Raw genomic sequence first — 22,516 nt, forward strand, 5'->3', positions numbered from 1 at the left:
ACGATGTTCAACATGACGCCGGAACTGACCTATGCGGCCCTGACGATCCTGCTGGCGGTGGTGCAGATCTTCCTGCCCGCCACCGGCCGGACCCTGCAGCACGGCGCCAAATGGAACGCCGGGCCGCGCGACGCGGCCGTGCCGCCGTCGAACGTCGTCACCGGTCGTCTCGAGCGGGCCCAGGCCAATCTCTACGAGACCCTGCCCCTGTTCTTCGCGGCGGTGCTGATCGCCCACATCGCGGGCGAGGACGGATTTCTGACGTACTGGGGCGCCACCCTCTATTTCTGGGCTCGCGTCGCCTATGTGCCGCTCTATGCGTTCGGCGTGACCGGCGTGCGCAGCCTGGCCTTCCTCATATCGCTCGCCGGTCTTCTGATGATCGTCGCCGCCCTGTTCGTCTGAAAGCCTAAGTGACCCCAGCCGCTCGTCTCGCCGCCGCCGCCTCCGTCCTCGACAGCATCGCCCAGGGACGCCAGCCGGCCGAGGCCGTCCTCAAGGCCTGGGGAGCCGCCAACCGGTACGCCGGGTCCAAGGACCGCCGCGCCATCGCCGATCAGGTCTACAAGATCCTGCGCGCGCGCGGCCGTCTGGTCTGGGCCATGGGCGGGCGCGAGGACGGGCGAGCGCTGGTCATCGGCTCGTTGAGCCTTATCGACGGCCTGTCGCTGGAAGAGATCGAGGCTCTGCACTCGGGCGACGGCTACGGCCCCAAGCCCCTGTCGAAGCAGGAACGCGCCCGCATCAGCCTGACTGACGACGGCGCCCCGGCATGGGCGCTCGCCGGCCTGCCCGAGTTCGTGGTCGAGGACTTCAAGAACACCTTCGGCGACCGCTGGGCCGAGGAGGCGGCTGCATTGATGCAGCCGCGGGCGCCGATCGATCTGCGCGTCAATCTGGCGAAGGCGTCGGTGAAGGAGGTCGAGGCCGAACTTCGCGCCGAGGGCCTGTCGCCCGATCGCACGCCGTGGTCGGCCGCCGGCCTGCGTCTCGCCGCCGAGCCGCCGCCGAACGTCCAGGCGCTGGAGGCCTTCAAACAGGGCCGCATGGAAATCCAGGACGAAGGCAGCCAGATCACCTGCTGGCTGGCCGGCGTCCAGCCCGGCATGACCGTCGTCGACTATTGCGCCGGGGGCGGGGGCAAGACCCTGGGCCTGGCGATGCAGGGTCTGGCCGTCGGCGCCTCGCGTACTGAAGCCGCGCCTCCCGAGGATGACAAGGTCTGGAGCCCGACCGGTTGGGTCGATGCGCCGAAAACGAAGGCCAAGCCAGCCACGATCGCCAAGGCTGAGGGCCGTCTGATCGCCTGCGACGTGGTCCAGAAGCGGCTCGACAACATCCGGCCCCGGCTGGCCCGCGCGGGCGTGGAGGCGGAGCTGATCCACCTTGGCCCCAACGGCGGCGGCGTCGAGGACATCATCGGTCAGGCGGACGTCGTGTTCGTCGATGCGCCCTGCACCGGATCCGGCACCTGGCGGCGCAAGCCCGAGGACGCCTGGCGCCTGAGCGTCGAGGACGTCGACCGGATGCACTCGCTGCAGAAGGCGATCCTCGCCCGGGCCGCCAAGCTGGTGAAGCCGGGTGGCCGTCTGGTCTATGTGACCTGTTCCATGCTGCGTCAGGAGAACGAGGCCAGCGTAGACGCCTTCGAGGAGGATCACGACGACTTCGTCCCGGTCGCCATCTCCGATGCGTTGAATAACCCAGCTGTCACCGATGCAGGCCGCGCGAAGTTGGCCGAGATCGCCGAAGGTCACCGCCTGCGCATGTCGCCGGCCGCCACCGGCACCGACGGCTTCTTCGCCGCCGTCTATGAGCGCGTGGCGTGAGCCGGACCTTTGAACTCACTCAATTCGGGCCGCTGACGGCCCTGTGCGTCATGGCCGCCGAGCTCGAATACGGCCCGGCCCTGAAGGCGCGCATCAAGCCCCTGATCACCGGCGTCGGCCCGGTCGAGGCCGCTGTCGGCACGACCGAGGCCCTGGCCCTGCTGGAACGGGACGGCGCCCTGCCGGACCTGATCATTTCCCTGGGCTCTGCGGGGTCGCAGACCCTGGATCACGGCCGCGTCTATTGGGTCGACGAGGTCAGCTATCGCGACATGGACGCCTCCGCGATCGGCTTCGCCAAGGGCGTGACCCCCTTCCTCGACGAAGAGCCGGTCCTCACCCTCGCCAGCGGTCCGGCGGGCCAGCCCTATGCGCGCCTCGCCACCGGGGCCAGCGTCGTGTCGGGCGAGGCCTATGACGATATCGACGCCGAGATGGTGGACATGGAAACCTATGCCGTCGTCCGCGCCGCCGCGAAATTCGGCGTCCCGGTCATGGGTCTGCGCGGAATCAGTGACGGCAAGGCCGACCTGACCGTGCTGGAAGACTGGACCAACACCCTGTCGGTGATCGACGAAGGCCTCGCCGAGGCCCTGGACCTTCTGAAAGCCGAGTTTGAACGCCTGACCGCCGAAGCGGGGGAGGGCGCATGATCGCCCTCATCGCCGCCCTGACGATGATCCAGACCGATCCCGAGATCCAGGCCCGGATGTCGCACTTCCATGTCCAGTGCATGGCGAGCGCCAGCAATCAGGAACGCCGACTGGCCTGTCTGATGGACGAGACCTGGCGTCAGGATGACCAGCTGAACGCCACTTATCAGCGGATGCGGGCGCGGACGACCGCCGCCAACTGGACCAATATGCGCGATACCCAGCGGGCGTGGATCCGGGTGCGCGACGACTATTGCGCGACCGCCCGGCGGACGGCGGGCGGCGGCATCCGGGCGTCGCTGGCCTTCGCCGACTGCTATCTGACCGAGACCGTCGAGCGGCGGATATGGCTCGAGAATCAGGAGAATCGATAATGACCGCGACCGACCACCAGAAGGTTCTCATCGTCGATTTCGGCAGCCAGGTGACCCAGCTGATCGCGCGCCGCCTGCGCGAGGCCAGTGTCTATTGCGAGATTCATCCCTACGCCAAGGCCGAGGCTGCGATGGCGGCGATGAAGCCCGCGGCCATCATCCTTTCGGGCGGCCCGGAAAGCGTCCACGAAGAGGGCAGTCCCCGCGCCCCCCATTCCGTGTTCGAGGCGGGCGTGCCGGTCCTGGGCATCTGCTACGGCGAGATGACCCTGTGCGAACAGCTGGGCGGCAAGGTCGAGGGCGGCCACACCCGCGAATTCGGCCGCGCGGCCATCACGGTCCGCAAGGAGTCGCCCCTGCTGGCCGGTCTCGCGCCGGTCGGTGAGGATGAAGAGGTGTGGATGAGCCACGGCGACAAGATCGTCGCCATCCCCGACGGCTTCGACGTCGTCGCCACCTCGTCGGGTTCGCCCTATGCCGTCATCGCCGACGAGACCCGCCGCTTCTACGGCGTCCAGTTTCACCCCGAGGTGATGCACACCCCGCGTGGCCACCAGATGCTGAAGAACTTCACCCACGGCATCGCCGGGCTGAAGGGCGACTGGACCATGGCCGCCTATCGCGACGAGAAGATCGCCCAGATCCGCGAGCAGGTCGGCTCGGCCAAGGTCATCTGCGGCCTGTCGGGCGGCGTCGACTCGTCCGTCGCGGCGGTGCTGATCCACGAGGCCATCGGCGACCAGCTGACCTGCGTCTTCGTCGACACCGGGCTGCTGCGCAAGGACGAGGCGAAACAGGTCACGACCCTGTTCCGCGAGCACTACAACATCCCCCTGATCCACGTTGATGCGTCGAAGGAATTCCTCGGCGAACTGGCCGGTCAGTCGGATCCGGAGACCAAGCGCAAGACCATCGGCCGCGTCTTCATCGAGATCTTCGACCGCGAGGCTTCCAAGATCGAAGGCGCCGAGTTCCTCGCCCAGGGCACCCTCTACCCCGACGTGATCGAGAGCGTGTCGTCCTCGTCCGGCAAGGCCCACGTCATCAAGAGCCACCACAACGTCGGCGGTCTGCCCGACTATATGAAGCTCAAGCTTGTCGAGCCCCTGCGCGAGCTGTTCAAGGACGAGGTCCGGGCGCTGGGCCGCGAACTCGGCCTGACCGACGTCTTCGTGGGTCGCCACCCCTTCCCCGGACCGGGCCTGGCCATCCGCATTCCCGGCGAGATCACGCCCGACGCAGTGGAGACCCTGCAACAGGCCGACGCCATCTATCTGGAAGAGATCCGCAAGGCCGGTCTCTACGACAGGATCTGGCAGGCCTTCGCCGTCCTGCTGCCGGTCAAGACCGTCGGCGTCATGGGCGACGCCCGAACCTACGAGAAGGTGCTGGCCCTGCGCGCCGTATCCTCTACCGACGGCATGACGGCGGACTTCTTCGAGTTCCCGTGGGACGTCCTGGGCAAATGCGCCACGCGAATCGTCAACGGAGTTCGGGGCGTGAACCGCGTCGTCTATGACGTGACCTCAAAGCCCCCCGGCACGATCGAGTGGGAGTGAAGGGCGGCGGGCGTGCGGGTGCGGCCTCTGGCGAGAGGATTTGATCGATGACGGAAGGACTTCAGCGGCTGGCTTGGGTCGTGGCGATGCGCAGCCCTACCGTCGTAGCGCTTAGCGAAGAGGCTGGCTTGCGGGCGTCTCGATCAATCGGTCACGGTGTCGCCGTTGCAATCGACGGCGAACAGAGATCCTGAAGCGCTCTCGACGCGGATCCGATGGCAGTCTGGATGCTTCGCGAGCAGGGATTGGATCAGGTCGAGGACCTCTGCGGCGCGTCGCTCTTCGATCGCTTCCGTCGGACCGGCGCTCCCTTTGTGGAAGACCAGTAGTCTGTAACCCAACATAGGCAGTGTCCTGACCCGCTGTTGAGGTCGACCGAGCCCTCCTAATGACCGATAGCGGACCTTGGCTCCATCCAAAGTCAGATTTCGCGCTTGTGTCGCCCGGTCGGCTAAGGGACCTGACCCGCCGTGTCGGAGAACCCGACCAAGCCCGCCTCGCAACCGAGGGCGATGGCCGCCGTCGTCGGCATGCCGAGCTTGTCGCAGATGTGGGCCCTGTGCATCTCCACGGTGCGTGCGCTGATGCCGAGCCTGTGAGCGATGACTTTGCTGGGCGCGCCGGTCGCGAGGTTCTGAAGGACCTGTCTTTCTCGATCGCTCAGTCGGGAGATGGCTTCGGTCCGCCGCCGCTTTTCGAGAAGGGCGGTCAGTCGCTCGACCGCCCGATCGAGCGAGGCGACCAGATCGGCGCGGCGGATCGGCTTGGACAGGAAATCGACCGCGCCCCGCCGCATGGCCTCTACCGCCAGGGGTATGCTGGCTTGCCCCGTGAGAAAAACCACTTCGACCGGGATCGCACGCGTGCACAGTTTGGCGTGTAGGGCCGAGCCGTCCATGCCGGGGAGCGCCATATCGATCAGGGCGACCCCGGGCGCGAGGTCGTCGGCCACAGCGAGGAGAGCCTCGGCCGTTTGAAAGGTCCGGGTCTCGAAGCGCCCTCCGAGCGTCGCCTGCAGCGAGGCGAGAACCAGCGGGTCATCATCGACTAGGTAAACGTACATGGTTCCCAATCCGATAGACCTTCACCATGAGCGAGCCGTTAAGCTCGTCCAGCGGGCTAGACCTGCAGAGGTACGTAGTTTCCCCGGCTTGCGTCCCATGCGGAACCCACCACCCTCGGCATCCGATCAGGAGGCGCACGACCAATCTTGGACCAGCTCGACCTCCGCCAGGCCTTCTTTCACGCTCACCCCGATCCGATGTGGATCTACGACGTCGAGACGTTGGCGTTTCTGGACGTGAACGCTGCGGCGGAGAGGAAATACGGCTGGTCGCGCGCCGAGTTTCTCAAGATGTCGCTGGCGGATATCCGTCCCGCGGAAGAGGTCGAGACGCTCAAGGCCCAGATCGGCGGGACCAAGGAGGCGATCGACACCTCGGGCGTCTGGCGGCATCTGACGCGGGCGGGGCGGACCCTCTTCGTGGACGTTGCCTCGCATGAGGTCCGCTTTCAGGCGCGCGCGGCCCGGTTTGTCTCGGCGCGCGACGTCACCCGGCTGGTGGAACTGGAGCGCGAACGGACCGCGATGCTGGACAGCATCAGCGACGGCTTCTTCACCCTGGACGCCGAGGGTCGCTTCACCTTCCTGAACGGGCAGGCTGAAACCTATCTGGATCGGTCACGCACGGAACTTCTCGGTCGGAATGTCTGGGAGGCATTTCCCGAGGCGCGTGACAAGGCGTTCAAGGTGGCGGTGGAGACAGCCGTCGAACACGGACAGACGCAGCATTTCACCGAATATCTCGATCCGCCCGGCCGGTGGTTTCGCTCCTTCGTGCATCCTGCGGAGGCCGGCGGCGTCAGTGTTTACTTCAGGGACGTGACTTCGGAGCGGGCGGCTGAGACACAGCTGAGGCTGTTGGAGCAGGCGGTGTCCCATCTCAGGGATGTCGTGCTGATCACCGAGGCGCATCCGATCGACGAGGCGTCTGGGGGCCCGCGGGTCGTCTACGTCAACGACGCCTTCCCCCGTATGACGGGTTACAGCAGGGAAGAGATCATCGGACGCACCCCACGCTTTCTGCAGGGGCCGGACACCTCGCGAGATGAACTCGATCGAATCCGGGACGCCCTGACGCGGGGAGAGGCTGTCAGCGCTGAACTCGTCAACTACACGCGAACCGGCGGGCGCTTCCTTGTCGAGATGGACATTGTTCCCATCGCGCTGGACGGCGAAACCCACACTCATTTCGTCTCCGTCCAACGGGACATCACGGAGCGGCGGGCGGCGCAGGAGGCGATGCGGCTGGGGGAGGAGCGCTTCCAACTTATGGCGCGGGCCACCAACGACGTGGTTTGGGACTGGGACATCTCGCGTGACGCCCTTTGGTGGAACAGCAACCTGCAGACCCTGTTCGGCTACACGCCAACGGACAGCCAGACGCCCCTCGACTTCTGGCTGCGCCATGTTCATCCTGACGACCGCGACCGGGTTCATTCCAGCTTTTCCGACGCGCTGGCGGGAGCGGACACCATATGGCGCGCCGAGTATCGCTTCGAGAAGGCTGATGGTCGTTACGCCGCCGTGGCGGACAGGGGCTTCATCATCCGCGACGACGAGGGGCGTCCCACGCGCGCTGTCGGATCGATGCTCGATGTCACCGAGCGCCGCGAACTGGAGGACAGCGTCCGCCAATCGCAGAAACTGGAGGCCGTCGGCCAGCTCACCGGTGGTGTGGCGCACGACTTCAACAACCTCCTGACCGTGATCCTGAACAATGCCGAGGGGCTGGAGGAGGCGCTCGCCGCCCAGCCTCCGCTCAGGGATCTGGCCAGCATGACCATTCAGGCGGCCGAGCGGGGCGCCGAGCTCACCAGCCGTCTGCTGGCCGTGGCGCGTCGTCAGGCGTTGAGCCCGACCGTTCTCGATCTGGGCGCGCTGGTCCGGAACCTGCGGCCGCTGCTGCGTCGGACGCTGGCCGAGGATATCGAGATCAAGATCGTCGCCCCGGCCAATCTCTGGATGGTCGAGGCGGATGCGGGGCAGGTCGAGGTCGCTCTTCTCAACCTCGCCATCAATGCGCGCGACGCCATGCCCGATGGCGGCAAGCTGGTCATCCGGCTCGACAACGTTTCGGAGAGCAAGGCCCCGCCCACGGGCGACCTCGGGCTTCGAAGATCCTGCGTTCGGCTGGCGGTCTCGGATACGGGCCAGGGGATGCCGAAGGCGGTCGTAAGCCGCGCCTTCGAGCCCTTTTCACCACCAAGCCGGTAGGCAAGGGCAGCGGCCTCGGGTTGTCGATGGTCTACGGCTTCATCAAACAGACCGGAGGCGAGGCCAAAATCCGCTCGGCGCCCGGTAAAGGCACGACGGTCGAACTGTTCTTCCCCAGTCTTGCTCAGGGCGCCGCAGCGACTCCAATCCCCGCGCGGCTGGGCGTGGGGCAGGGGGGGCGCGAGCACATCATGGTCGTGGAGGACGACCCCTTCGTCCGGGAAAATCTGACCACGCAACTGCGGGCGCTCGGCTATCGCGTGACCACGGCGGAGGGCGCCGCAGAGGCATTGGCGCGATTGCCGGAGGATGTCGATCTTCTCTTCACCGATGTGGTCATGCCGGGCGGCATGAACGGTCGGGACCTGGCGACCCAGGCCCTCACCCTGCGTCCGGGCCTGCGCGTGTTGTTTACCTCGGGCTATTCGAGGGACGCCCTCTTGACCGAAGGACGGTTGCCGCCCGGGGTGCAGCTTCTGGGCAAACCGTACCGCCGGCACGAGCTGGCGGCCAAGGTGCGGGAAGTGCTCGACGCGCCGCCCGGTCCTCTACCGTAGAATTCCCATCTGGCGGCTCGACGCCCAAAGCTTCACCATTTCTCATATCAGGACGCGTGTGTTCCTGGAGCGAAGTGATGCGTTCAAGCCTCCTCATCGGCGTTTCTCACGCTACCCTCCTGCAAAGGGCGGCGAACCGTGGATAAAGCGTCAGCCGACCGGCATATCCTGATCATCGAGGATGACCGACCGCTGCTTCTGGGCATGGCGCGCGCCTTCGCTCAGGCAGGCGCGCGGGTCGTTCTGGCGGCCGACGGCGCCGAAGGGTTGAGGCGCTTCATGTCCGGTTCGCCCGATCTGGTCGTCACCGATATCATCATGCCGGAGCGCGAAGGCATCGAAACCATCCTGGCCATGAAGGCCGCCCGGCCCGAGGTGCCTATCCTCGCCGTCTCGGGCGGTGGTCAGACCCCGGCCGGCGAGTTCCTGAGCCTGGCCAAGCGCCTCGGCGCCGACGCCGTGCTCGCAAAACCTTTTCGCGCCAGGCAACTGCTCGACGCCGCTCGTCTCCTGATCGACCTCCCGCCCACCCATGCCGCAGCCTGACTTGCCGACCTTTCGACATGAACTGAACAATCACCTCGCCCGGGTCATCGCCCAGGCCGAGGCCCTGATGGACCATGTGCCCCAGGACGGGGCGGCCTTTCGTGCGGCCGACACCCTGATCGTGCTGGTCGAGGAGACAGCGGCCCTGGTCAGCCGGACGCTGGACCCGTGCAGTTAGCCGCCAGCCTCTCGACCTCCGTCTGGGAGATGCTGCGAAATGCCGGCGCCGCTCAGGCCGCCGAGCGCGGGCAGGTTCACGTCATCTCCGTCGCTGCGATCCGGGACGCCGTCGGCGCACGCTGGACCCGGCATCAGGATTTGGTCGAGGACTTCGTTCTTCGAGCCTTCAAAAGGGCCGCGCGCGACGACGACTTCATCGTCCGGGTCAACGACGCCGATTTCATCCTGATCCAGCCGGGCCGCCCGGCGGTCGGGGCGCTGAGCCGGGCGTCCCAGCTCATGCGCGAGACGCTCAGCTACTTCCTGGGCGCCGTGAAGGCGGAGGACGTTCGCATCGCCATCGTCGACCGGCTCCAGGGCGACGGCGTCGAGGCGACGGCGGTGTCGGCCGATCAGCTCGAGCGCGCGGCGGCCGACCGGCCTCGCGACCTGAGCGACAGTCTGGACGGTTCGGCTCCGTGGGAGCGTTTCGGGGTTGCTTCGCCGGTCCGCAAGACGCTGCTGATCGAGCGGCCCAATGCTGCGAACCTGCGGGTCCTGTTTTACCTCGAACCCGTCTGGAATCTCCGGCAGGGCGCGGTCGCGGCGTTCCGGATCCGATCGGTGGTTCTCCAAGAGGCTGTGGACGGCGAAGTCCTGCCTATCGAACCTGAGGACCTGACGCCGAGGTGTCAGCAGGAGCTGGCGCTTCGCCGCATCGGCTTCGCGGCGGAAGTCTGGGACAACGCCTCGGGCCCGCCGCCCGCCCTGCACCTTCCGGTGGCCTTCCACGGACTGACGCATTCGAGCGCCCGTACGGCCTTCATCGCGCGCCTCGCGGCGCTGAAAGAGGCGGGCCGGCAGCGGCTCATGATCCTCGAACTGACGGATGTTCCGGCTGGTCTGCCGGCTGTGATCCTGAGCGGATTGATCACACAGGTGAAGCCTTTCTGCCGGGGTCTGCTGGCTCATGCTGAGGACCTTGGAGATATTGGTCGATGGCGCGACACGGGTCTGTGCGGGGTCGTCCGCTCTTTGTCCGGAGAGAACCCGCCGACCTTGGATCATCTCAAGCGCTTTGCGGCGACGGCGCGGGATGTCGGTATGGCCGCCGCCTATTACGATGTCGGCACGCACAGCCAGTTCATGCAGGCATGGGCCGCAGGCTATTCCCATCTGTCGGGAGAGCTCATCTCGCGAAATTTCGGTGAACCGGCCGTCCCGCAGCGGTTCGCAGCGCGCGATCTTTACGCGTCAGGCTGACTGAGGCGGCAGCCCTATCGGGCGCCCGGAGCAGGATGACGCCGGACGTCCATCAAGGGCGCCGAGGGCGAAGCCAGCGTGAGCAGCCGGACGGCTTCGACCATGGTGCGCACGCCAAGCCGTCGGATTGCGCGTTCACGATGGACTTCGATCGTCCGGATGCTGAGATCAAGGTCGAATGCGATAGCTTTCGTCGTCGTCCCACCGGCGACGAGCAGGAGCACCTGGTGTTCGCGCGGCGACAGGGATGCGACACGGCTGGCCGCCTCCAGCGCCTCTGCATTGCCGTCTGTCAGATGGCTCTCGATGACCGACCAGTGATTTTGCTGCTTGGCGAGCGCGACCTCATGGGCGCGAACGACATCGAAGACATCGCCCGCCTTGCAGGCCCAAAGCGGGTAGGTGCAAAGCAGTGAGATCGGTCGGTCCGCGATGACTTCATTGAGATAATTCTCGTAATCCATGAAGGCCTGCCAATCCCGCTGTTGCAGCCAGCAGGTGTGGCCCGTGGCGGACAAGCCGCAGTGATTTTCGGCGATGGCCTGGGCGAGTTTCTCGTTCCAGAAGGCCACCATGGGCCCGCCCTCGAAAGCGCCTCCCTGCAGATACGCATCGTCGGCGCAATGGAGTTCGACCCCGGCCTTCGCCAGAGCATCGGTGTCCGCGCCGTCGGGCATCACCCAGAGACAGAGGTCGCCCCTCCGCGCGCCAGCCGCGCAGAACTGGGTGACGAGGTCCAGCAGGTCCTCATCGGTCTCGTAAAACGCGCAGATATGGGCGCCATGGCGAATGGCGCCGAGCACAGCATCGTAGGGCGGTTGGGCGCCGATGGGTTGTCGATCGTGGCTCTGCGGCATCGACGTTCCCATCCTTCAGGCGGGGGTCGCACATGGCGCGACAAACTGTCCTAACACAGTTCGGCGTCTGAGCCTTGCGTTTTCCTCTGCAAGTCTGAGCGTACGTGACGGGTCGGGTCAAAGGCCGCTCCGATCTCCATCAACTGGAATCGGTCGCCGGAGGACGGCGGTCCAGCGCATCGGACTGCTGCAGCCTGTGCCAGCGCTCAAAGCGCTGGTCCGGGATCAACCACATGCACGACACCCCGATGTAGAGCGCGATGGCGATCCAGGGCGACAGGAAGGCCGCCGGGACGCCGAGGCCGTAGAGCGCGAAGCTGACCCATTCCTTCTCGCGCGAGCCGACCACGGCTCGAACGCAGGAGTCCTCACTTTCGGTCAGGATCAGCTCATGCTCCAGCCACATGTAGCCGAACGCGGCCATCACGGTGACCACGCCGTAGGCGGCGACGGGCTGAGGCGTCACGCCGGCGAGGCCGATCCATCGGATCACGAACGGCATCAGCGTCAGCCAGAACAGGAGAAACAGATTGGCCCAGAGCGCGCGTCCGTTCACTTTGCGCGCGGTCGCGACCATATGGTGGTGGTTGGTCCAGAAGATGCCAATGTTGATGAAGGCCAAGGCATAGGCGATCAGCACCGGGACGGCGGGCTGAATGGCCTCCCAATGACTGGCCGTGGGCACGTGAAGATCGATGACCATGATGGTGATCGCGATCGCAAGCACCCCGTCGGTGAACGCCATCAGTCGGTCGGTCTTCATGGTCTGGGGTCCTGCGCCGATCCGGCCGAATGGCTCTGTTCCGAGCGCGTCCGGTCTTCAGCGTTGAGTGTGGTTGCCGGCGCGGAGACACGCATTGACGACCGTCAATTGCGCTCCGGGTAACCGCGACCGCCCGCTCGGTTACGGACACGCCCTGTAGTGAAATCCACAAATGGCCGCGGTCTCGCCCCCCGCCCAAACTGAGCCACCGAACAAAGTGGATGGGCGTCATGCAGCAGAAGATCGAGCGCGCCGGGTTTTCGGGGGCTGAGCGAGGGTCCAGGACATGGCTAGGCGGGTCCGACGTCAGCGCCGCCGTGATTGGGGCAGGGCGCGAGACCCGGTGGCGGAAGAACCAGGCTTGCGACGCCGTCGTCGCGCGGGGCGCCGTGGCCTGCGTCCTGTCCGGCGCGGTCCGCAAGTTCGCGCTTCGGCCCAACGGCCAGCGGCAGATCATCGATCTGATGATCATCGGGGACTCCGTGGGGTTCGCGCCCGTCGATCCAAACTTCTTCTTGGAGGCCGTCCTGGACGACACCCGGATCGTTTCGTTCGCGCGAGAGGAGATCGATGGCCTCGTGGCCCGTTTTCCCGGAGTGGCCGCAGTGATGCACGAGTGCGCAGGCGAGGTCATTCGTCGGCTCGAGCATCACCTCCTCGTGCAAGGCCGCATGTCGGCTCGGGAAAAGGTCGGGGCTTATCTGGCGGAGTTGGCGCGCCGGGTGGCCCCTGGAGGCGCCGCTACGATCGTGTTGCCGATCACGCGCTACGACATCGCCGACCATCTCGGCATTGCGGTCGAGACGGTGAGCCGCACCATGACTTTTCTATGCCGCTGCGGATCGATCGCGCTGAAGACACCGCGGGACGTCGAGATCCGTGACGTAGCGATGCTCGCGAACACCCGGCGGTGAAAAAAGCCGCCGCCTCGTGCGCGCACGACGCGATGTCGCTTTCAGCCGCGATCGACACCGCGACCCTGAAGGCCAGGGGCGCGTTGTAAGGCTGCCGGTCCCGTGACCGGCGTTCGTTTTCAACCAGGAGGTCAAGATGACCAAGCTCGCTCTTTACGTGCCGTTGAAGGCCAGGCCCGGCAAGGAAGGCGATGTCGCCGACTTCCTGCGATCGGCGCTTCCTCTCGTTGAACAGGAGCCAGGGACGGTGACCTGGTACGCGATCGAGGAGGGGCCCGGACAGTACGCCATCTTCGACACCTTCGAGACCGAAGCCGATCGGCAGGCCCACCTCGACGGCAAGGTCGCCGCAGCCCTGATGGAAAAGGCGGGCGACCTGTTCTCTGAACCGCCGCAGATCCACAAGCTGACGCTGCTCGCCGCAAAGTAAAACTGCCCGACAGCCTGTCGCCCATCTGGGCTCTCCGATCTCGGTCGGAGGGCCCTTTTTCTTGCAATCCGCCCAAGATGCTGACGGTCGTCAGGGTCGGTGCTCGGCCCGACCTCTAACTTTGGCGCTCCACAAGAAAAAGGAAACGCCATGATTACCGACACTGACATCAAGCGCGACGTGGAAGCGGCGCTGCGCTGGAACCCAGACATCGACGCGACCGATATCGGCGTGGCCGTCAAGGACGGCGTCGTCGCCCTGACCGGCTTCGTCCGCAGCTACGGCCAGAAGTACGAAGCCGAACGCGAGGCCAAGAAGGTCAAGGGCGTCCGCGGCCTCGCCAATGACATCGAGGTCAAGCTGCCTTCGCTGAAGGAGCATGCCGACCCCGAGATTGCGCGCCACGCCGCAGAGGCGCTCAAGCGCGAGCTTCCCTATTCGTCGGAGCATATCAAGGTCACCGTGCGCAACGGCATGATCACGCTCGAAGGCGACGTCGAATGGAAGTTCCAGAGCGAGCGCGCCGAAGCGGCCGTGCGCCGGATCGAGGGTCTGAAGGGCGTGATCAACCTGGTCCAGATCAAGCCTCGCACCTCGCCCGTCGAGGTCAAATCCAGAATCGAGGACGCCTTGAAGCGCTCCGCCGCAATCGACGCGCAGCGGATCACGGTCGAGACCAACGGCGGCGAGGTCATCCTGCGCGGAACCGTGCGCTCTTGGGCCGAACGGCAGGACGCTGAACGTGCGGCCTGGCGTGCGCCCGGCGTGTCCCGTGTCGACAACCGGATCACCATCGTCGTCCCGTAGCAGCCCGACCATCGCCGACCGCCCATCGGAAAAAGGACACTGCAATGGCCACGCATCATGCCCGGCCTTACGATCCGGCCTGGCGAAACCCACGCATTGCCGATTTCCGGTGGGCGACAGCGCTCAGCGACATTGGCGCGATCGTGCTAGGCAGGCCCCCAAGAATGAGAGTCCGTGCGAGGCGAAACTGACGCCTTGCGCGGCAGGCTGCGGGTCGGCGTCCGGTCGCGCTTATGCAACCGAATGACGCCGATGGGGCTACCACAGGTCAGGATCTGCACATGCAAGCTGCCACGGCCCCGGGTTTCGTCCGCGTCAGGGGCGCGCGCGAGCACAATCTCAAGAACGTCGACGTCGACATCCCGCGCGACGCCCTGGTCGTTTTCACCGGCGTGTCGGGATCCGGCAAGTCTTCGCTGGCCTTCTCCACCCTTTATGCCGAAGCGCAGCGGCGCTATCTGGAATCGGTCTCGCCCTACGCCCGCCGCCTGTTCCACCAGATGGAGACGCCCGAGGTCGACCTGATCGAGGGCCTGCCGCCGGCGGTGGCGCTCCAGCAGCAGCGCGGTTCGCCGACCACCCGATCTTCGGTCGGCAGCGTCACGACCCTCTCCAACCTTCTGCGCATGCTCTATTCGCGCGCCGGAGACTACCCGCAGGGACAGCCGCATCTCGAAGCCGAAGCCTTCTCGCCCAATACGCCCGAAGGCGCCTGTCCCCGCTGCCACGGCCTCGGCCGGATCCACGAGGTCACCGAGGCCTCGATGGTGCCCGATCCTTCGAAGACGATCCGCGAGCGCGCCGTCGCCGCCTGGCCCCTGGCCTGGGGCGGCCAGAATTTGCGCGACATCCTGATCAGCCTCGGCGTCGACGTCGACAAGCCCTGGCGCGACCTGCCCAAGAAGACGCGCGACTGGATCCTGTTCACCGAGGAGCAGCCCCAGGTCCCTGTCTATCCCGGATGGACCCACGAGGAGATCCAGCGGGCGATCAAACGCAAGACCGAGCCCGCCTATATGGGCACCTTCTCGAGCGCCCGGCGGCATGTGACCCACAGCTTCGCCACCACCCAGAGCGCGATGATGAAAGCCCGCGCCGCACGCTTCATGATCGGTGGGCCTTGCCCGGTCTGTGACGGCAAGAGACTCCGGCGCGAATCCCTGTCGGTCCGCTTCGAAGGCCTCGATCTGGCTGAGATGAGCCGCCTGCCGATGGCGCGCTTCTCGAAGATCTTCGCGCCCTATGCCGAGGCGAAGGCCGACAAGCTGAAGACGCTGCGCAAGTCGTATCCGGAGAAGGCCCTGGTGGTCGAGCGCATCGCCGGCGACCTGTGCCGTCGGCTGTCCGTTCTGCTCGACCTCGGCCTCGGCTATCTGACGCTGGAGCGCAGCACGCCGACCCTGTCGCCGGGCGAACTGCAGCGCCTGCGGCTTGCCACCCAGGTCGTCTCCAACCTGTTCGGGGTCGTCTATGTCATGGACGAGCCGTCGGCAGGGCTCCATCCGGCCGACACCGAGGCGTTGCTCCGGGCGCTCGACGGCCTCAAGGCGGTCGGCAACTCGCTGTTCGTGGTCGAGCACGAGATGGACGTTATCCGCCGCGCCGACTGGATCGTCGACGTGGGCCCCGCCGCTGGCGAGCATGGCGGCCAGATCCTCTACAGCGGTCCCATCGAGGGGCTCGCCGAGGTCGCCGCGTCGGAGACGCGGCGACACCTGTTCGAGGAGGGCGTCGGCGTCACGAGCCGGATGCGCGAGCCTGCTGGTCGGCTGCGGCTGGAAGGCGTGTCGCGCAATAACCTGAAGCAGGTCGATTGCGAGATTCCGCTCGGCGTGATGACCACGGTCACCGGCATCTCCGGCTCCGGGAAATCCAGCCTGATCAGCCAGGCGCTGGTCGAGCTGGTCGCCGGCGCGCTCGGGGCCGCACCTGCTGGAAAGGACGACGCGGATGTCCAAGCCGCATTCGAGGATGCCCCGGCCGCCGCCACCGAGGGTCGGATCGTCGGCGGGCTGGAAGGCGTTCGGCGGCTGATCGAGGTCGACCAGAAGCCCATCGGCCGCACGCCTCGCTCGAACCTCGCCACCTACACGGGCCTGTTCGACCACGTCCGCGCCCTGTTCGCGGCGACGCCCGAAGCCCGAAAGCGTCGCTACGACGCCGGCCGGTTCTCCTTCAACGTCGCCAAGGGCCGGTGTCCGCGATGCGAAGGGGAGGGGTTCGTCATGGTCGAGCTGCTCTTCCTGCCCAGCGTCTACGCCCCATGTCCGGCCTGTCATGGCGCCCGGTACAATCCGAAGACGCTCGAGATCACCTACAACGGCAAGACCATCGCCGAGGTGCTGGCGCTCACGGTCGAGCAGGCCTGGGGTTTCTTCAGCGACGCCCCCAATGTCTGCCGGTCCCTCAAGGTGCTGCGCGAGGTCGGGCTCAACTATCTCCGCCTCGGACAGCCCGCGACCGAGTTCTCGGGCGGCGAGGCGCAAAGGGTGAAGCTGGCGACGGAGCTTCAGCGCGCCCAGCGCGGCGGCGCCCTCTATGTGCTCGACGAGCCGACCACGGGCCTGCACCCGACCGACGTCGAACGCCTGCTGGGCCAGCTCAACGCCCTGGTCGACGCCGGCAACACTGTCATCCTGGTCGACCACGACATGAAGGTGGCGGCGGCCAGCGACTGGGTGATCGACATCGGCCCTGGGGCCGGCGACGAGGGCGGTCGGATCGTCGCCAGCGGTCCGCCGGCGAAGGTTGCTGAATCCCGGTCCGGCCGCACGGCGCCCTACCTGGCACGCGCGCTTGGCGGGCCAGCTGAAACGGCCCAATTGTGAAACAACTGCCTGATCCACTTCATGTAATCGAGCGAGAATGAGGGGCGCGATCCCCTATACTTGCGTTCGGCCGATTGCAGGCGACGCTGGACGTGAACATTTGAAAATTGGGGCCGCGCGGATGGGGCTGTTCTCGCGCCGCTGACCAGCCGGGGACCTAGAAGAGTCCGATCGGGAGACCGATCAGCCCCGCCGACTGCAGGTGCTCGATCCCTTCCATGACCGGTATCGCCGCGAGGAAGGTCAGGCCGTCGCGCAGCGTGCGGAGAAAGAAGGCCGGGCGAATGGTCAGCTCCTCGGTGTCGCGCCAGCGGGCGGGGTTCGGCCAGAACCGCGGGGTTCGCGCGCAATAGGCCGCATAAGGCGCGCCGAAATGCTCCGCCAGCCAGGCCTCCTCCCGCCCGACCGTCCGCAGGAAGACCAAGACGGCGGCGAAGGCGAAGACCGCGCCGATGACCAGACTGCCGGTCTGGGCGCCGATGCCGAACGCGCCGATGAAGCTGAAGACATAGAGCGGGTTTCGGGTGATGGAATAGGGGCCGCGATCGACGATTTCGGCCTTCTTGCGCCCGCCGATATAGAGCGAGCACCAGCCGCGGCCGACGATGGCGACGACGATCAGCGCCAGGCCCAGCGCTTCCACATCATCGTGCCAGTCGCCGCCGAAGGCCGTGACGGAGCGCACGCTGGCCGTGAGACCGAGAAGCGCCACGAGCACGAGGCCCGCGAACCATTTGCGGCGCCGCTGGACGATGTCCAATGACAGGGCGACGGGCGGATGCGCGCTCATGCCTCGACCTCTCAGTGGTGCTGCTGGGCGCGGGCGAGCAGGGCGCGGGCCTCGGCCTTGCGACCGCGGTCGGCGACAGCGCGGCCCGGTCGGGCCGGCGCATCGATCGCGCGCAGGAGATATCGGGCGGCGCCGTCCCAATCGTGCTCTCTGACCAGCAGATCGCCCATGAAGAAGTTGGCGTCGATGTCGGCCGGCGCCATGGTCAGACCCCTTTGCAGATAGTCCCGGGCGCGCTGACGGTTGCCGAAACCGATCGGAGCGCCGGGCACCTGGGCGTAGAGCGATCCGAGGCTGACATAGGCGGCCCCGTTGAGGGCGCGCGGGTTGAGCGCCGCCGCTCGCTCCAGCTCGGATCGCGCATCGCGCACCAGACCCAAGGCGCCTATCCCTCCGCGCAGGCCTGCTTCGGAGGCGGTGATGATGGCGTCCCAGATGAGCGGTTCGGCCCGGCTGGGACATTGGGCGACGACGGCGTCAGCCTGGGTGTTCAGGCGCGCCATCTCGGCGGCGCGAACGCCTTGCGGCACTTCGAAATTGACGTGGTCCCAGGATTGCTGGAGGCCATGAACACGATCGTCGCAGGCGTCGGCGTGTGCGGCCGACGTGGCCATCATCGGCGCGGCCAGAAGGGCGAGGGCGAGCAGGGTGGGTTTCATGACGAGTTTCTCCGTTTGGGTTCAGCCGGCGAACAGGGCGCGGGCTTTCAGGTCATTGGATTTCAGGGCGCCGTCGATCAGACTGGGCGACAGGGCGTTGAGCCGGACGAACAGGCTCTCGGGGAAGCCGAGATAGACATCGCGCCGGTTCTTGCGGATCGCGCTTGCGATGCGGCGGGCGATGCGATCGGGATCGTCGACGGCCATGCCCGTCAACCGCGCGAACTCGTTGACCCGGTCCGAGTTGAAGGGCGTCGCCACCGCGCGCGGGGCTACATAGGTGACGTCGACGCCCGTGCCGGACAACTCGCGGCGGAGGGACTGGCTCAGCGCCCGCATCCCCGCCTTGGCGCTGGAGTATGTCGCGAAATGGGCGAAGTTGATGGAGCCGAAGATCGAGCCCACGTTGGCGATCTGGCCGCGCCCGCGAGACTTCATGCCGGGCAAAACCGCCTGCGCCAGCCGCGCCGGGGCGATGAGGTTGACCATGTAGCTGGCCAGCAAATGCTCGGGCGTCTGATGCTCGAGCGGGCCGAAATGCTGGATCCCGGCGATGTTGACCAGAAGATCCCAGGGGCGTTCGGCGACTTCAGCGGCCACCGCCTCCAAGCCGTGCTCCGTCGAGAGGTCGCCGACGAGTGTCGCCTGACCGGTCATCGGCGCTCGGGCGATGACGGTCACGCGGCCGCCCTCCCGCTTCATCTGCTCCACGACGCGGCCACCCAGAGCGCCCGATCCGCCGGTGACGAGGATGTCGCGATCCTTAAACCGCATCGGCCGTCTCCCGCGGGGCGACGTGGGGGATCGAGGCGAAGACTCCGCCGAACAGACCGAACATCACCTTGGCCATATGAAAGATGGCCGCGCGGTCGTCGGGGTCGCAGACTCCGTCCAGCAACTGCTTGAGGAACAGGATGTGGTCCTGGTCCAGCGCGCCGTGGGAGACCAGATACGAAAAGGCGGCAGGCGGCAGGCCGAGGCTTCGCTGCACCGCTTCGGCCCCGACGCTGGCCAGTTGGATGCTCGTGCCCTCCAGCACATAGACCATGCCGAAGAAGGCCATCGGATTGATCCGCTGGATGGTGTCATAGGCGTAGGCGACCATCAGCTCGGTCGCGACATTGGGGCCGTCGCGGACGGTCTTGTCGGGGTCACCGCCGGCGGCGCGGATATCGTTGAGGATCCACTTCTCGTGCCCCGTCTCCTCGGCGATGTAGTCGTCCAGCGCAGTCTTGAAGACGGCGTGATCGTCGTCGAGCCGGCCGCGGGCGGCCTGCATCAGCGGGACGGTGTGGCTGACGTGGTGATAGGCCTGGGCCAGATAGGCGACATAGGTGTCGCGGCTGATGCGGCCCGCGAGACCATCGCGGATTTGCGGGATGGCGGCGAAGGCCGCGCGTTCAGCGGCGGTCGCGGCGACCAGGTCGTCGAAAAAGGACATGCGGACTCTCAGGCGGCTCGGGAGGGGGAGGGATAGGCGCTGCGAAGGACGGCCCGGCGAGGACGGCCATTGGCGGTCACCTGACCAGCGGCGGGGTCGAACGGCGGGACGAGACGCCAGTCGCCGACATGGGCGTAGTCCGGCAGGCGCATGTTGGCGCGGGCCACGGCGGCCTCGACCTGGCCCGCATCGACGCCCGGCATCGGCACGATCAGGGCGGACAGGGAGGCCTGCGCCTCGCCCATCACCATGGCTTGCAGGATCTGCGGCTCGGCCAGAAGTTCGCTCTCGACCCATTCCGGGGCGACGTTGCGACCAAAGGCGGTGATCAGGGTATTGGCCTTGCGCCCCTCGATCCTGAGGCGGCCGTCGGCGTAGAAGGCGCCGAGATCGCCCGTGCGAAGCACCTCGGCGGCCTGATCGCCGCCGACATAGCCGAGGAAGGGATGGGGCGAGACCAGGATTTCACCATCGTCGGCCAGGGCGACCGTCAGATGGGGCAGAGGGCGGCCCACGACGCCCGGCCGGGCGTCGTCCGGGGTGTTCAGGGCCACGACCGACGCGCATTCGCTGAGGCCATAGCCTTCGACGACGGGCAGGCCGGCTGCGGCGGCGGCCTCCAGAAGGGCAGGGGACACACGGGCGCCGCCGACGGCGATCATCTCCAGCCGATGATCCAGACGCATCGCGCCTTGGGCGGCGATGAGACCGCGCAGCAACTCGGGCACCAGGATCAGGGTCGTGGCGCCGGTCTGGGCCACGCGGCTCATCAGGCGCGGGAAGTCAGGCCGAAAGGCTTCGCCCATTCCCGCCTCGGCCAGGCTGGCCGCATGGTATCGGCCGCCGGCCAGAAGGGAGGCGTACAGGCCGGCGACATTCTCGAGCAGCACCGCGAGCGAGAGGACAGGCATATGCAGGCCGGCCCGATCCTGGCCCAGCACTGCGACGAGAGAGCCGGCGACCGCCTCCATCTGATCCTGCGACAGACACACGCCCTTGGGCGCGCCGGTCGAGCCCGAGGTGTAGGTGATCTTGGCCGTGCCGGGATGCAGCAGCCGCGGAGACAGGCCGGTCGGCGAAAGGCGCAGGCCAACATCGGCGAAAACCGTGTCCTCGGGGCCGCCCGGCGTGATCAGGAGCCCCGCGCCGGCGTCCGCCAGGGCGTGTTCACGCTGTGCGGCGGTGAAGAAGGGCGGGATCGGGACGCTGGGCCGGCGCGCTGCGATCAGAGCCAGGTCGACCACCACCCAACCCGGTCCATTGTCGAGCAGAACGCCGACGGGGGAGGGATCTCCGGCGAGAATGCCCGACAGCCTTTCGACCTCGGCCAGCAGTTGGGCGGCCGTCAGCGATCCGCCGCCCCAACTGACGACGGGGTCGAGCGGCGTCGCCTGCGCTCGACGTGACAGGGCGTCCAGAACGGCGCTCATGCGCGATCCTCGTAGTGCAGGCGGGTTCTCACCGCGCGACCGACGGGGGCCGTTCGGGAGAAGTGGTCCAGCGGCGCGGTGGCGGCCTCGATCGATCCGGCCAGCACCACGGGATCGGTCTGGTAATAGGCGCCCCAGCTGCCGCCGCCGTCCTCCAGTCTCCGGGGATCGGCCTTTGCGATCTGAAGAGCGCCCAGGCCGGCCTTGTGAAAAATGCGCTGCAGTTCTTCGGTGGCGGTCGCGACGGCGAACCTCAGACCCTCCTTCTGGAGGTGATGGGCCATCGCCGCGAACAGGAAGACGGTCGCGCCTTGGCCGCTGGACGCGAGGCCGCCGATCTCGACCACATGGGTCCGATCGACGCGTGCGCCGATCGCCTGACCCAGAACGCCTTCGACCGGACCCTCCAGATACTGTTCGAGATAGAGGGGCGCTTCTGCGGCGTGCCGAAATCCGACGGCGGCATAGAGGATGCCCGCCTCGTCCTGCACGCTCATCAGCGTGGGATAGTGGGCGTGGATCTGGCCGCCGTAGGCCTCGGCGTAGGCGTCTTCGACAAACCGCTCCACCCTGCGTCGTTCGTCCTTGCAGGGGTCGTCGAAGCGGATGATGCGGGACGACAGGGTGCGCCGCGGCCGATACGACGGCGTTTCGGATTCCTGGGGCGGACGGTGTGGAAACATGCGGGCCTCGGACCTGGGGTCTGTGGGCCTGAGACGACGCCGACCGACGCCCCCCACAAAAAAATCTCGAGGACTGCAAACCCGGTTGCCCCAGGCGGCGGTGCGACCCACGATGAGACGGTGAATCCGCCCCTCGGCTCGATGCAGGACGACCCGCCCGCCAGCGCACGACAGGCCCTGGCGGACGTGTGGCTGGACGTCAGGCCGGCCCTTGTCCGCTTCCTCACGGCTCGGACCGGATCGTCCGCCGCGGCCGAGGATCTGGCGCAGGACGTTTGGCTGCGCGTTCAGGGCCTCACCGAGGAGGCCGCGGCCGAGGTGCGCCATCCCCAAGCCTTCCTCTATCGCATGGCGGCCAACCTGGCGCTGGACAGTTCGAAGGCGCAGCGGCGCGCGGGCGCGCGGGATCTGGAATGGCGGCGCGCGCATGTCGCCGGCGAGGGCGGCGACGCCGACAATGCCCCGTCCGCCGAAGACGCGGTCTGGGCCCGGCTGAAGCTCGAGAAGGTCGCGGCGGCGATCAGCCAGATGCCGCCCAAGGCTGCCGAAGCCTTCCGCCTGCACAAGATGGAAGGGCTGAGCCAGAGCGAGGTCGCAGACCGAATGGGCGTGTCTCGCAGCGCCGTCGAGAAATACATCGCGGCCAGCCTGAAGACGCTGCTGCTGAAGGTCGGTTGGCCATGACGACGCGATTTCG

The 22,516-nt window shown here is 66.9% G+C and carries 24 protein-coding genes; 15 read left to right on the plus strand and 9 right to left on the minus strand.

Annotation, left to right across the window (positions count from 1 at the left end; all coding sequences use genetic code 11):
• Positions 1-3: 3 nt before the first annotated feature.
• Genes O5O43_RS04675 through guaA form a run of 5 tightly spaced genes read left to right on the plus strand, consistent with a single transcriptional unit; the run spans position 4 to position 4,415 of the window.
• Positions 4-405, plus strand: coding sequence for an MAPEG family protein (locus O5O43_RS04675; protein ID WP_271085753.1), 402 nt, complete (start codon positions 4-6; stop codon positions 403-405).
• Between the two features lie 8 nt (positions 406-413).
• Positions 414-1,829, plus strand: coding sequence for an RsmB/NOP family class I SAM-dependent RNA methyltransferase (locus tag O5O43_RS04680; RefSeq protein ID WP_271085754.1), 1,416 nt, complete (start codon positions 414-416; stop codon positions 1,827-1,829).
• On the plus strand, positions 1,826-2,482 hold the full coding sequence (locus O5O43_RS04685; protein WP_271085755.1) for a 5'-methylthioadenosine/S-adenosylhomocysteine nucleosidase: 657 nt from the start codon (positions 1,826-1,828) through the stop codon (positions 2,480-2,482). The genes O5O43_RS04680 and O5O43_RS04685 overlap by 4 nt, the downstream gene beginning before the upstream one ends.
• Entirely contained in the window at positions 2,479-2,856 is a 378-nt protein-coding gene (locus tag O5O43_RS04690) for a lysozyme inhibitor LprI family protein (protein ID WP_271085756.1), read from the plus strand. Before O5O43_RS04685 ends, O5O43_RS04690 begins: the two co-directional genes overlap by 4 nt.
• Entirely contained in the window at positions 2,853-4,415 is a 1,563-nt protein-coding gene (gene guaA, locus O5O43_RS04695) for a glutamine-hydrolyzing GMP synthase (RefSeq protein WP_271086385.1), read from the plus strand. The genes O5O43_RS04690 and guaA overlap by 4 nt, the downstream gene beginning before the upstream one ends.
• Positions 4,416-4,866: 451 nt before the next feature.
• Here guaA and O5O43_RS04700 read toward each other — a convergent pair whose 3' ends face one another.
• A complete protein-coding gene (locus O5O43_RS04700; protein ID WP_271085757.1) occupies positions 4,867-5,478 on the minus strand; it encodes a response regulator in 612 nt (203 codons plus the stop codon).
• A 147-nt stretch (positions 5,479-5,625) separates the two neighbouring features.
• Between O5O43_RS04700 and O5O43_RS04705 the strand changes: the two genes are divergently transcribed.
• The 5 genes from O5O43_RS04705 (at position 5,626) to O5O43_RS04725 (ending at position 10,217) form a co-directional block, all read left to right on the plus strand.
• Complete coding sequence (locus O5O43_RS04705) at positions 5,626-7,692, plus strand: PAS domain S-box protein (protein WP_271085758.1); 2,067 nt, start codon at positions 5,626-5,628, stop codon at positions 7,690-7,692.
• A 26-nt stretch (positions 7,693-7,718) separates the two neighbouring features.
• A complete protein-coding gene (locus O5O43_RS04710) occupies positions 7,719-8,249 on the plus strand; it encodes a response regulator (protein ID WP_271085759.1) in 531 nt (176 codons plus the stop codon).
• A 138-nt stretch (positions 8,250-8,387) separates the two neighbouring features.
• Positions 8,388-8,795: a response regulator gene (locus tag O5O43_RS04715; protein ID WP_271085760.1), complete on the plus strand. Its 408-nt coding sequence runs from the start codon at positions 8,388-8,390 to the stop codon at positions 8,793-8,795.
• Complete coding sequence (locus O5O43_RS04720) at positions 8,782-8,973, plus strand: hypothetical protein (RefSeq protein ID WP_271085761.1); 192 nt, start codon at positions 8,782-8,784, stop codon at positions 8,971-8,973. The genes O5O43_RS04715 and O5O43_RS04720 overlap by 14 nt, the downstream gene beginning before the upstream one ends.
• Positions 8,964-10,217: a hypothetical protein gene (locus O5O43_RS04725; protein ID WP_271085762.1), complete on the plus strand. Its 1,254-nt coding sequence runs from the start codon at positions 8,964-8,966 to the stop codon at positions 10,215-10,217. Before O5O43_RS04720 ends, O5O43_RS04725 begins: the two co-directional genes overlap by 10 nt.
• 14 nt (positions 10,218-10,231) lie before the next feature.
• On the opposite strand, the gene O5O43_RS04730 is transcribed toward O5O43_RS04725, so the two are convergent.
• Together O5O43_RS04730 and O5O43_RS04735 are read right to left on the minus strand one after the other, a co-directional pair.
• Complete coding sequence (locus O5O43_RS04730; RefSeq protein ID WP_271085763.1) at positions 10,232-11,074, minus strand: MEDS domain-containing protein; 843 nt, start codon at positions 11,072-11,074, stop codon at positions 10,232-10,234.
• A 139-nt stretch (positions 11,075-11,213) separates the two neighbouring features.
• Entirely contained in the window at positions 11,214-11,837 is a 624-nt protein-coding gene (locus tag O5O43_RS04735; protein WP_271085764.1) for a TMEM175 family protein, read from the minus strand.
• Positions 11,838-12,067: 230 nt separating this feature from the next.
• Here O5O43_RS04735 and O5O43_RS04740 point away from each other — a divergent pair, with 230 nt between their 5' ends.
• From O5O43_RS04740 to O5O43_RS04755, 4 genes are all read left to right on the plus strand, one after another.
• Entirely contained in the window at positions 12,068-12,751 is a 684-nt protein-coding gene (locus O5O43_RS04740; RefSeq protein WP_271085765.1) for a helix-turn-helix domain-containing protein, read from the plus strand.
• Positions 12,752-12,887: 136 nt separating this feature from the next.
• Complete coding sequence (locus O5O43_RS04745) at positions 12,888-13,181, plus strand: antibiotic biosynthesis monooxygenase (RefSeq protein WP_271085766.1); 294 nt, start codon at positions 12,888-12,890, stop codon at positions 13,179-13,181.
• Positions 13,182-13,331: 150 nt separating this feature from the next.
• Entirely contained in the window at positions 13,332-13,988 is a 657-nt protein-coding gene (locus tag O5O43_RS04750; protein ID WP_271085767.1) for a BON domain-containing protein, read from the plus strand.
• Positions 13,989-14,269: 281 nt separating this feature from the next.
• Entirely contained in the window at positions 14,270-16,816 is a 2,547-nt protein-coding gene (locus O5O43_RS04755) for an excinuclease ABC subunit UvrA (RefSeq protein WP_271085768.1), read from the plus strand.
• Between the two features lie 157 nt (positions 16,817-16,973).
• On the opposite strand, the gene O5O43_RS04760 is transcribed toward O5O43_RS04755, so the two are convergent.
• Genes O5O43_RS04760 through O5O43_RS04785 form a run of 6 tightly spaced genes read right to left on the minus strand, consistent with a single transcriptional unit; the run spans position 16,974 to position 21,819 of the window.
• Entirely contained in the window at positions 16,974-17,606 is a 633-nt protein-coding gene (locus O5O43_RS04760; RefSeq protein WP_271085769.1) for an isoprenylcysteine carboxylmethyltransferase family protein, read from the minus strand.
• Between the two features lie 11 nt (positions 17,607-17,617).
• Positions 17,618-18,265 (minus strand): hypothetical protein, encoded by a 648-nt coding sequence (locus O5O43_RS04765; RefSeq protein WP_271085770.1) that lies wholly within the window; start codon positions 18,263-18,265, stop codon positions 17,618-17,620.
• A 21-nt stretch (positions 18,266-18,286) separates the two neighbouring features.
• Positions 18,287-19,039: an SDR family NAD(P)-dependent oxidoreductase gene (locus O5O43_RS04770; RefSeq protein ID WP_271085771.1), complete on the minus strand. Its 753-nt coding sequence runs from the start codon at positions 19,037-19,039 to the stop codon at positions 18,287-18,289.
• On the minus strand, positions 19,029-19,706 hold the full coding sequence (locus tag O5O43_RS04775; RefSeq protein WP_271085772.1) for an iron-containing redox enzyme family protein: 678 nt from the start codon (positions 19,704-19,706) through the stop codon (positions 19,029-19,031). The genes O5O43_RS04770 and O5O43_RS04775 overlap by 11 nt, the downstream gene beginning before the upstream one ends.
• 8 nt (positions 19,707-19,714) lie before the next feature.
• Positions 19,715-21,136, minus strand: a complete 1,422-nt coding sequence (locus O5O43_RS04780; RefSeq protein WP_271085773.1) for an AMP-binding protein — start codon at positions 21,134-21,136, stop codon at positions 19,715-19,717.
• On the minus strand, positions 21,133-21,819 hold the full coding sequence (locus O5O43_RS04785; protein ID WP_271085774.1) for a thermostable hemolysin: 687 nt from the start codon (positions 21,817-21,819) through the stop codon (positions 21,133-21,135). The genes O5O43_RS04780 and O5O43_RS04785 overlap by 4 nt, the downstream gene beginning before the upstream one ends.
• Positions 21,820-21,939: 120 nt before the next feature.
• Here O5O43_RS04785 and O5O43_RS04790 point away from each other — a divergent pair, with 120 nt between their 5' ends.
• Positions 21,940-22,503: a sigma-70 family RNA polymerase sigma factor gene (locus O5O43_RS04790; RefSeq protein ID WP_271085775.1), complete on the plus strand. Its 564-nt coding sequence runs from the start codon at positions 21,940-21,942 to the stop codon at positions 22,501-22,503.
• The last annotated feature ends 13 nt before the right edge of the window (positions 22,504-22,516 follow it).

Origin of the sequence: Brevundimonas sp. NIBR11, assembly GCF_027912535.1 — a bacterium.
Lineage (GTDB): Bacteria > Pseudomonadota > Alphaproteobacteria > Caulobacterales > Caulobacteraceae > Brevundimonas.

Excerpts from the sequence above, each read along its gene's own strand:
- O5O43_RS04675 (WP_271085753.1), top strand. The coding sequence starts at position 4 with ATGTTCAACATGACGCCGGAACTGACCTATGCGGCCCTGACGATCCTG.
- O5O43_RS04690 (WP_271085756.1), top strand. The coding sequence starts at position 2,479 with ATGATCGCCCTCATCGCCGCCCTGACGATGATCCAGACCGATCCCGAG.
- O5O43_RS04700 (WP_271085757.1), bottom strand. The coding sequence starts at position 5,478 with ATGTACGTTTACCTAGTCGATGATGACCCGCTGGTTCTCGCCTCGCTG.
- O5O43_RS04710 (WP_271085759.1), top strand. The coding sequence starts at position 7,719 with ATGGTCTACGGCTTCATCAAACAGACCGGAGGCGAGGCCAAAATCCGC.
- O5O43_RS04720 (WP_271085761.1), top strand. The coding sequence starts at position 8,782 with ATGCCGCAGCCTGACTTGCCGACCTTTCGACATGAACTGAACAATCAC.
- O5O43_RS04730 (WP_271085763.1), bottom strand. The coding sequence starts at position 11,074 with ATGCCGCAGAGCCACGATCGACAACCCATCGGCGCCCAACCGCCCTAC.
- O5O43_RS04735 (WP_271085764.1), bottom strand. The coding sequence starts at position 11,837 with ATGAAGACCGACCGACTGATGGCGTTCACCGACGGGGTGCTTGCGATC.
- O5O43_RS04740 (WP_271085765.1), top strand. The coding sequence starts at position 12,068 with ATGCAGCAGAAGATCGAGCGCGCCGGGTTTTCGGGGGCTGAGCGAGGG.
- O5O43_RS04745 (WP_271085766.1), top strand. The coding sequence starts at position 12,888 with ATGACCAAGCTCGCTCTTTACGTGCCGTTGAAGGCCAGGCCCGGCAAG.
- O5O43_RS04750 (WP_271085767.1), top strand. The coding sequence starts at position 13,332 with ATGATTACCGACACTGACATCAAGCGCGACGTGGAAGCGGCGCTGCGC.
- O5O43_RS04755 (WP_271085768.1), top strand. The coding sequence starts at position 14,270 with ATGCAAGCTGCCACGGCCCCGGGTTTCGTCCGCGTCAGGGGCGCGCGC.
- O5O43_RS04760 (WP_271085769.1), bottom strand. The coding sequence starts at position 17,606 with ATGAGCGCGCATCCGCCCGTCGCCCTGTCATTGGACATCGTCCAGCGG.
- O5O43_RS04765 (WP_271085770.1), bottom strand. The coding sequence starts at position 18,265 with ATGAAACCCACCCTGCTCGCCCTCGCCCTTCTGGCCGCGCCGATGATG.
- O5O43_RS04770 (WP_271085771.1), bottom strand. The coding sequence starts at position 19,039 with ATGCGGTTTAAGGATCGCGACATCCTCGTCACCGGCGGATCGGGCGCT.
- O5O43_RS04775 (WP_271085772.1), bottom strand. The coding sequence starts at position 19,706 with ATGTCCTTTTTCGACGACCTGGTCGCCGCGACCGCCGCTGAACGCGCG.
- O5O43_RS04780 (WP_271085773.1), bottom strand. The coding sequence starts at position 21,136 with ATGAGCGCCGTTCTGGACGCCCTGTCACGTCGAGCGCAGGCGACGCCG.
- O5O43_RS04785 (WP_271085774.1), bottom strand. The coding sequence starts at position 21,819 with ATGTTTCCACACCGTCCGCCCCAGGAATCCGAAACGCCGTCGTATCGG.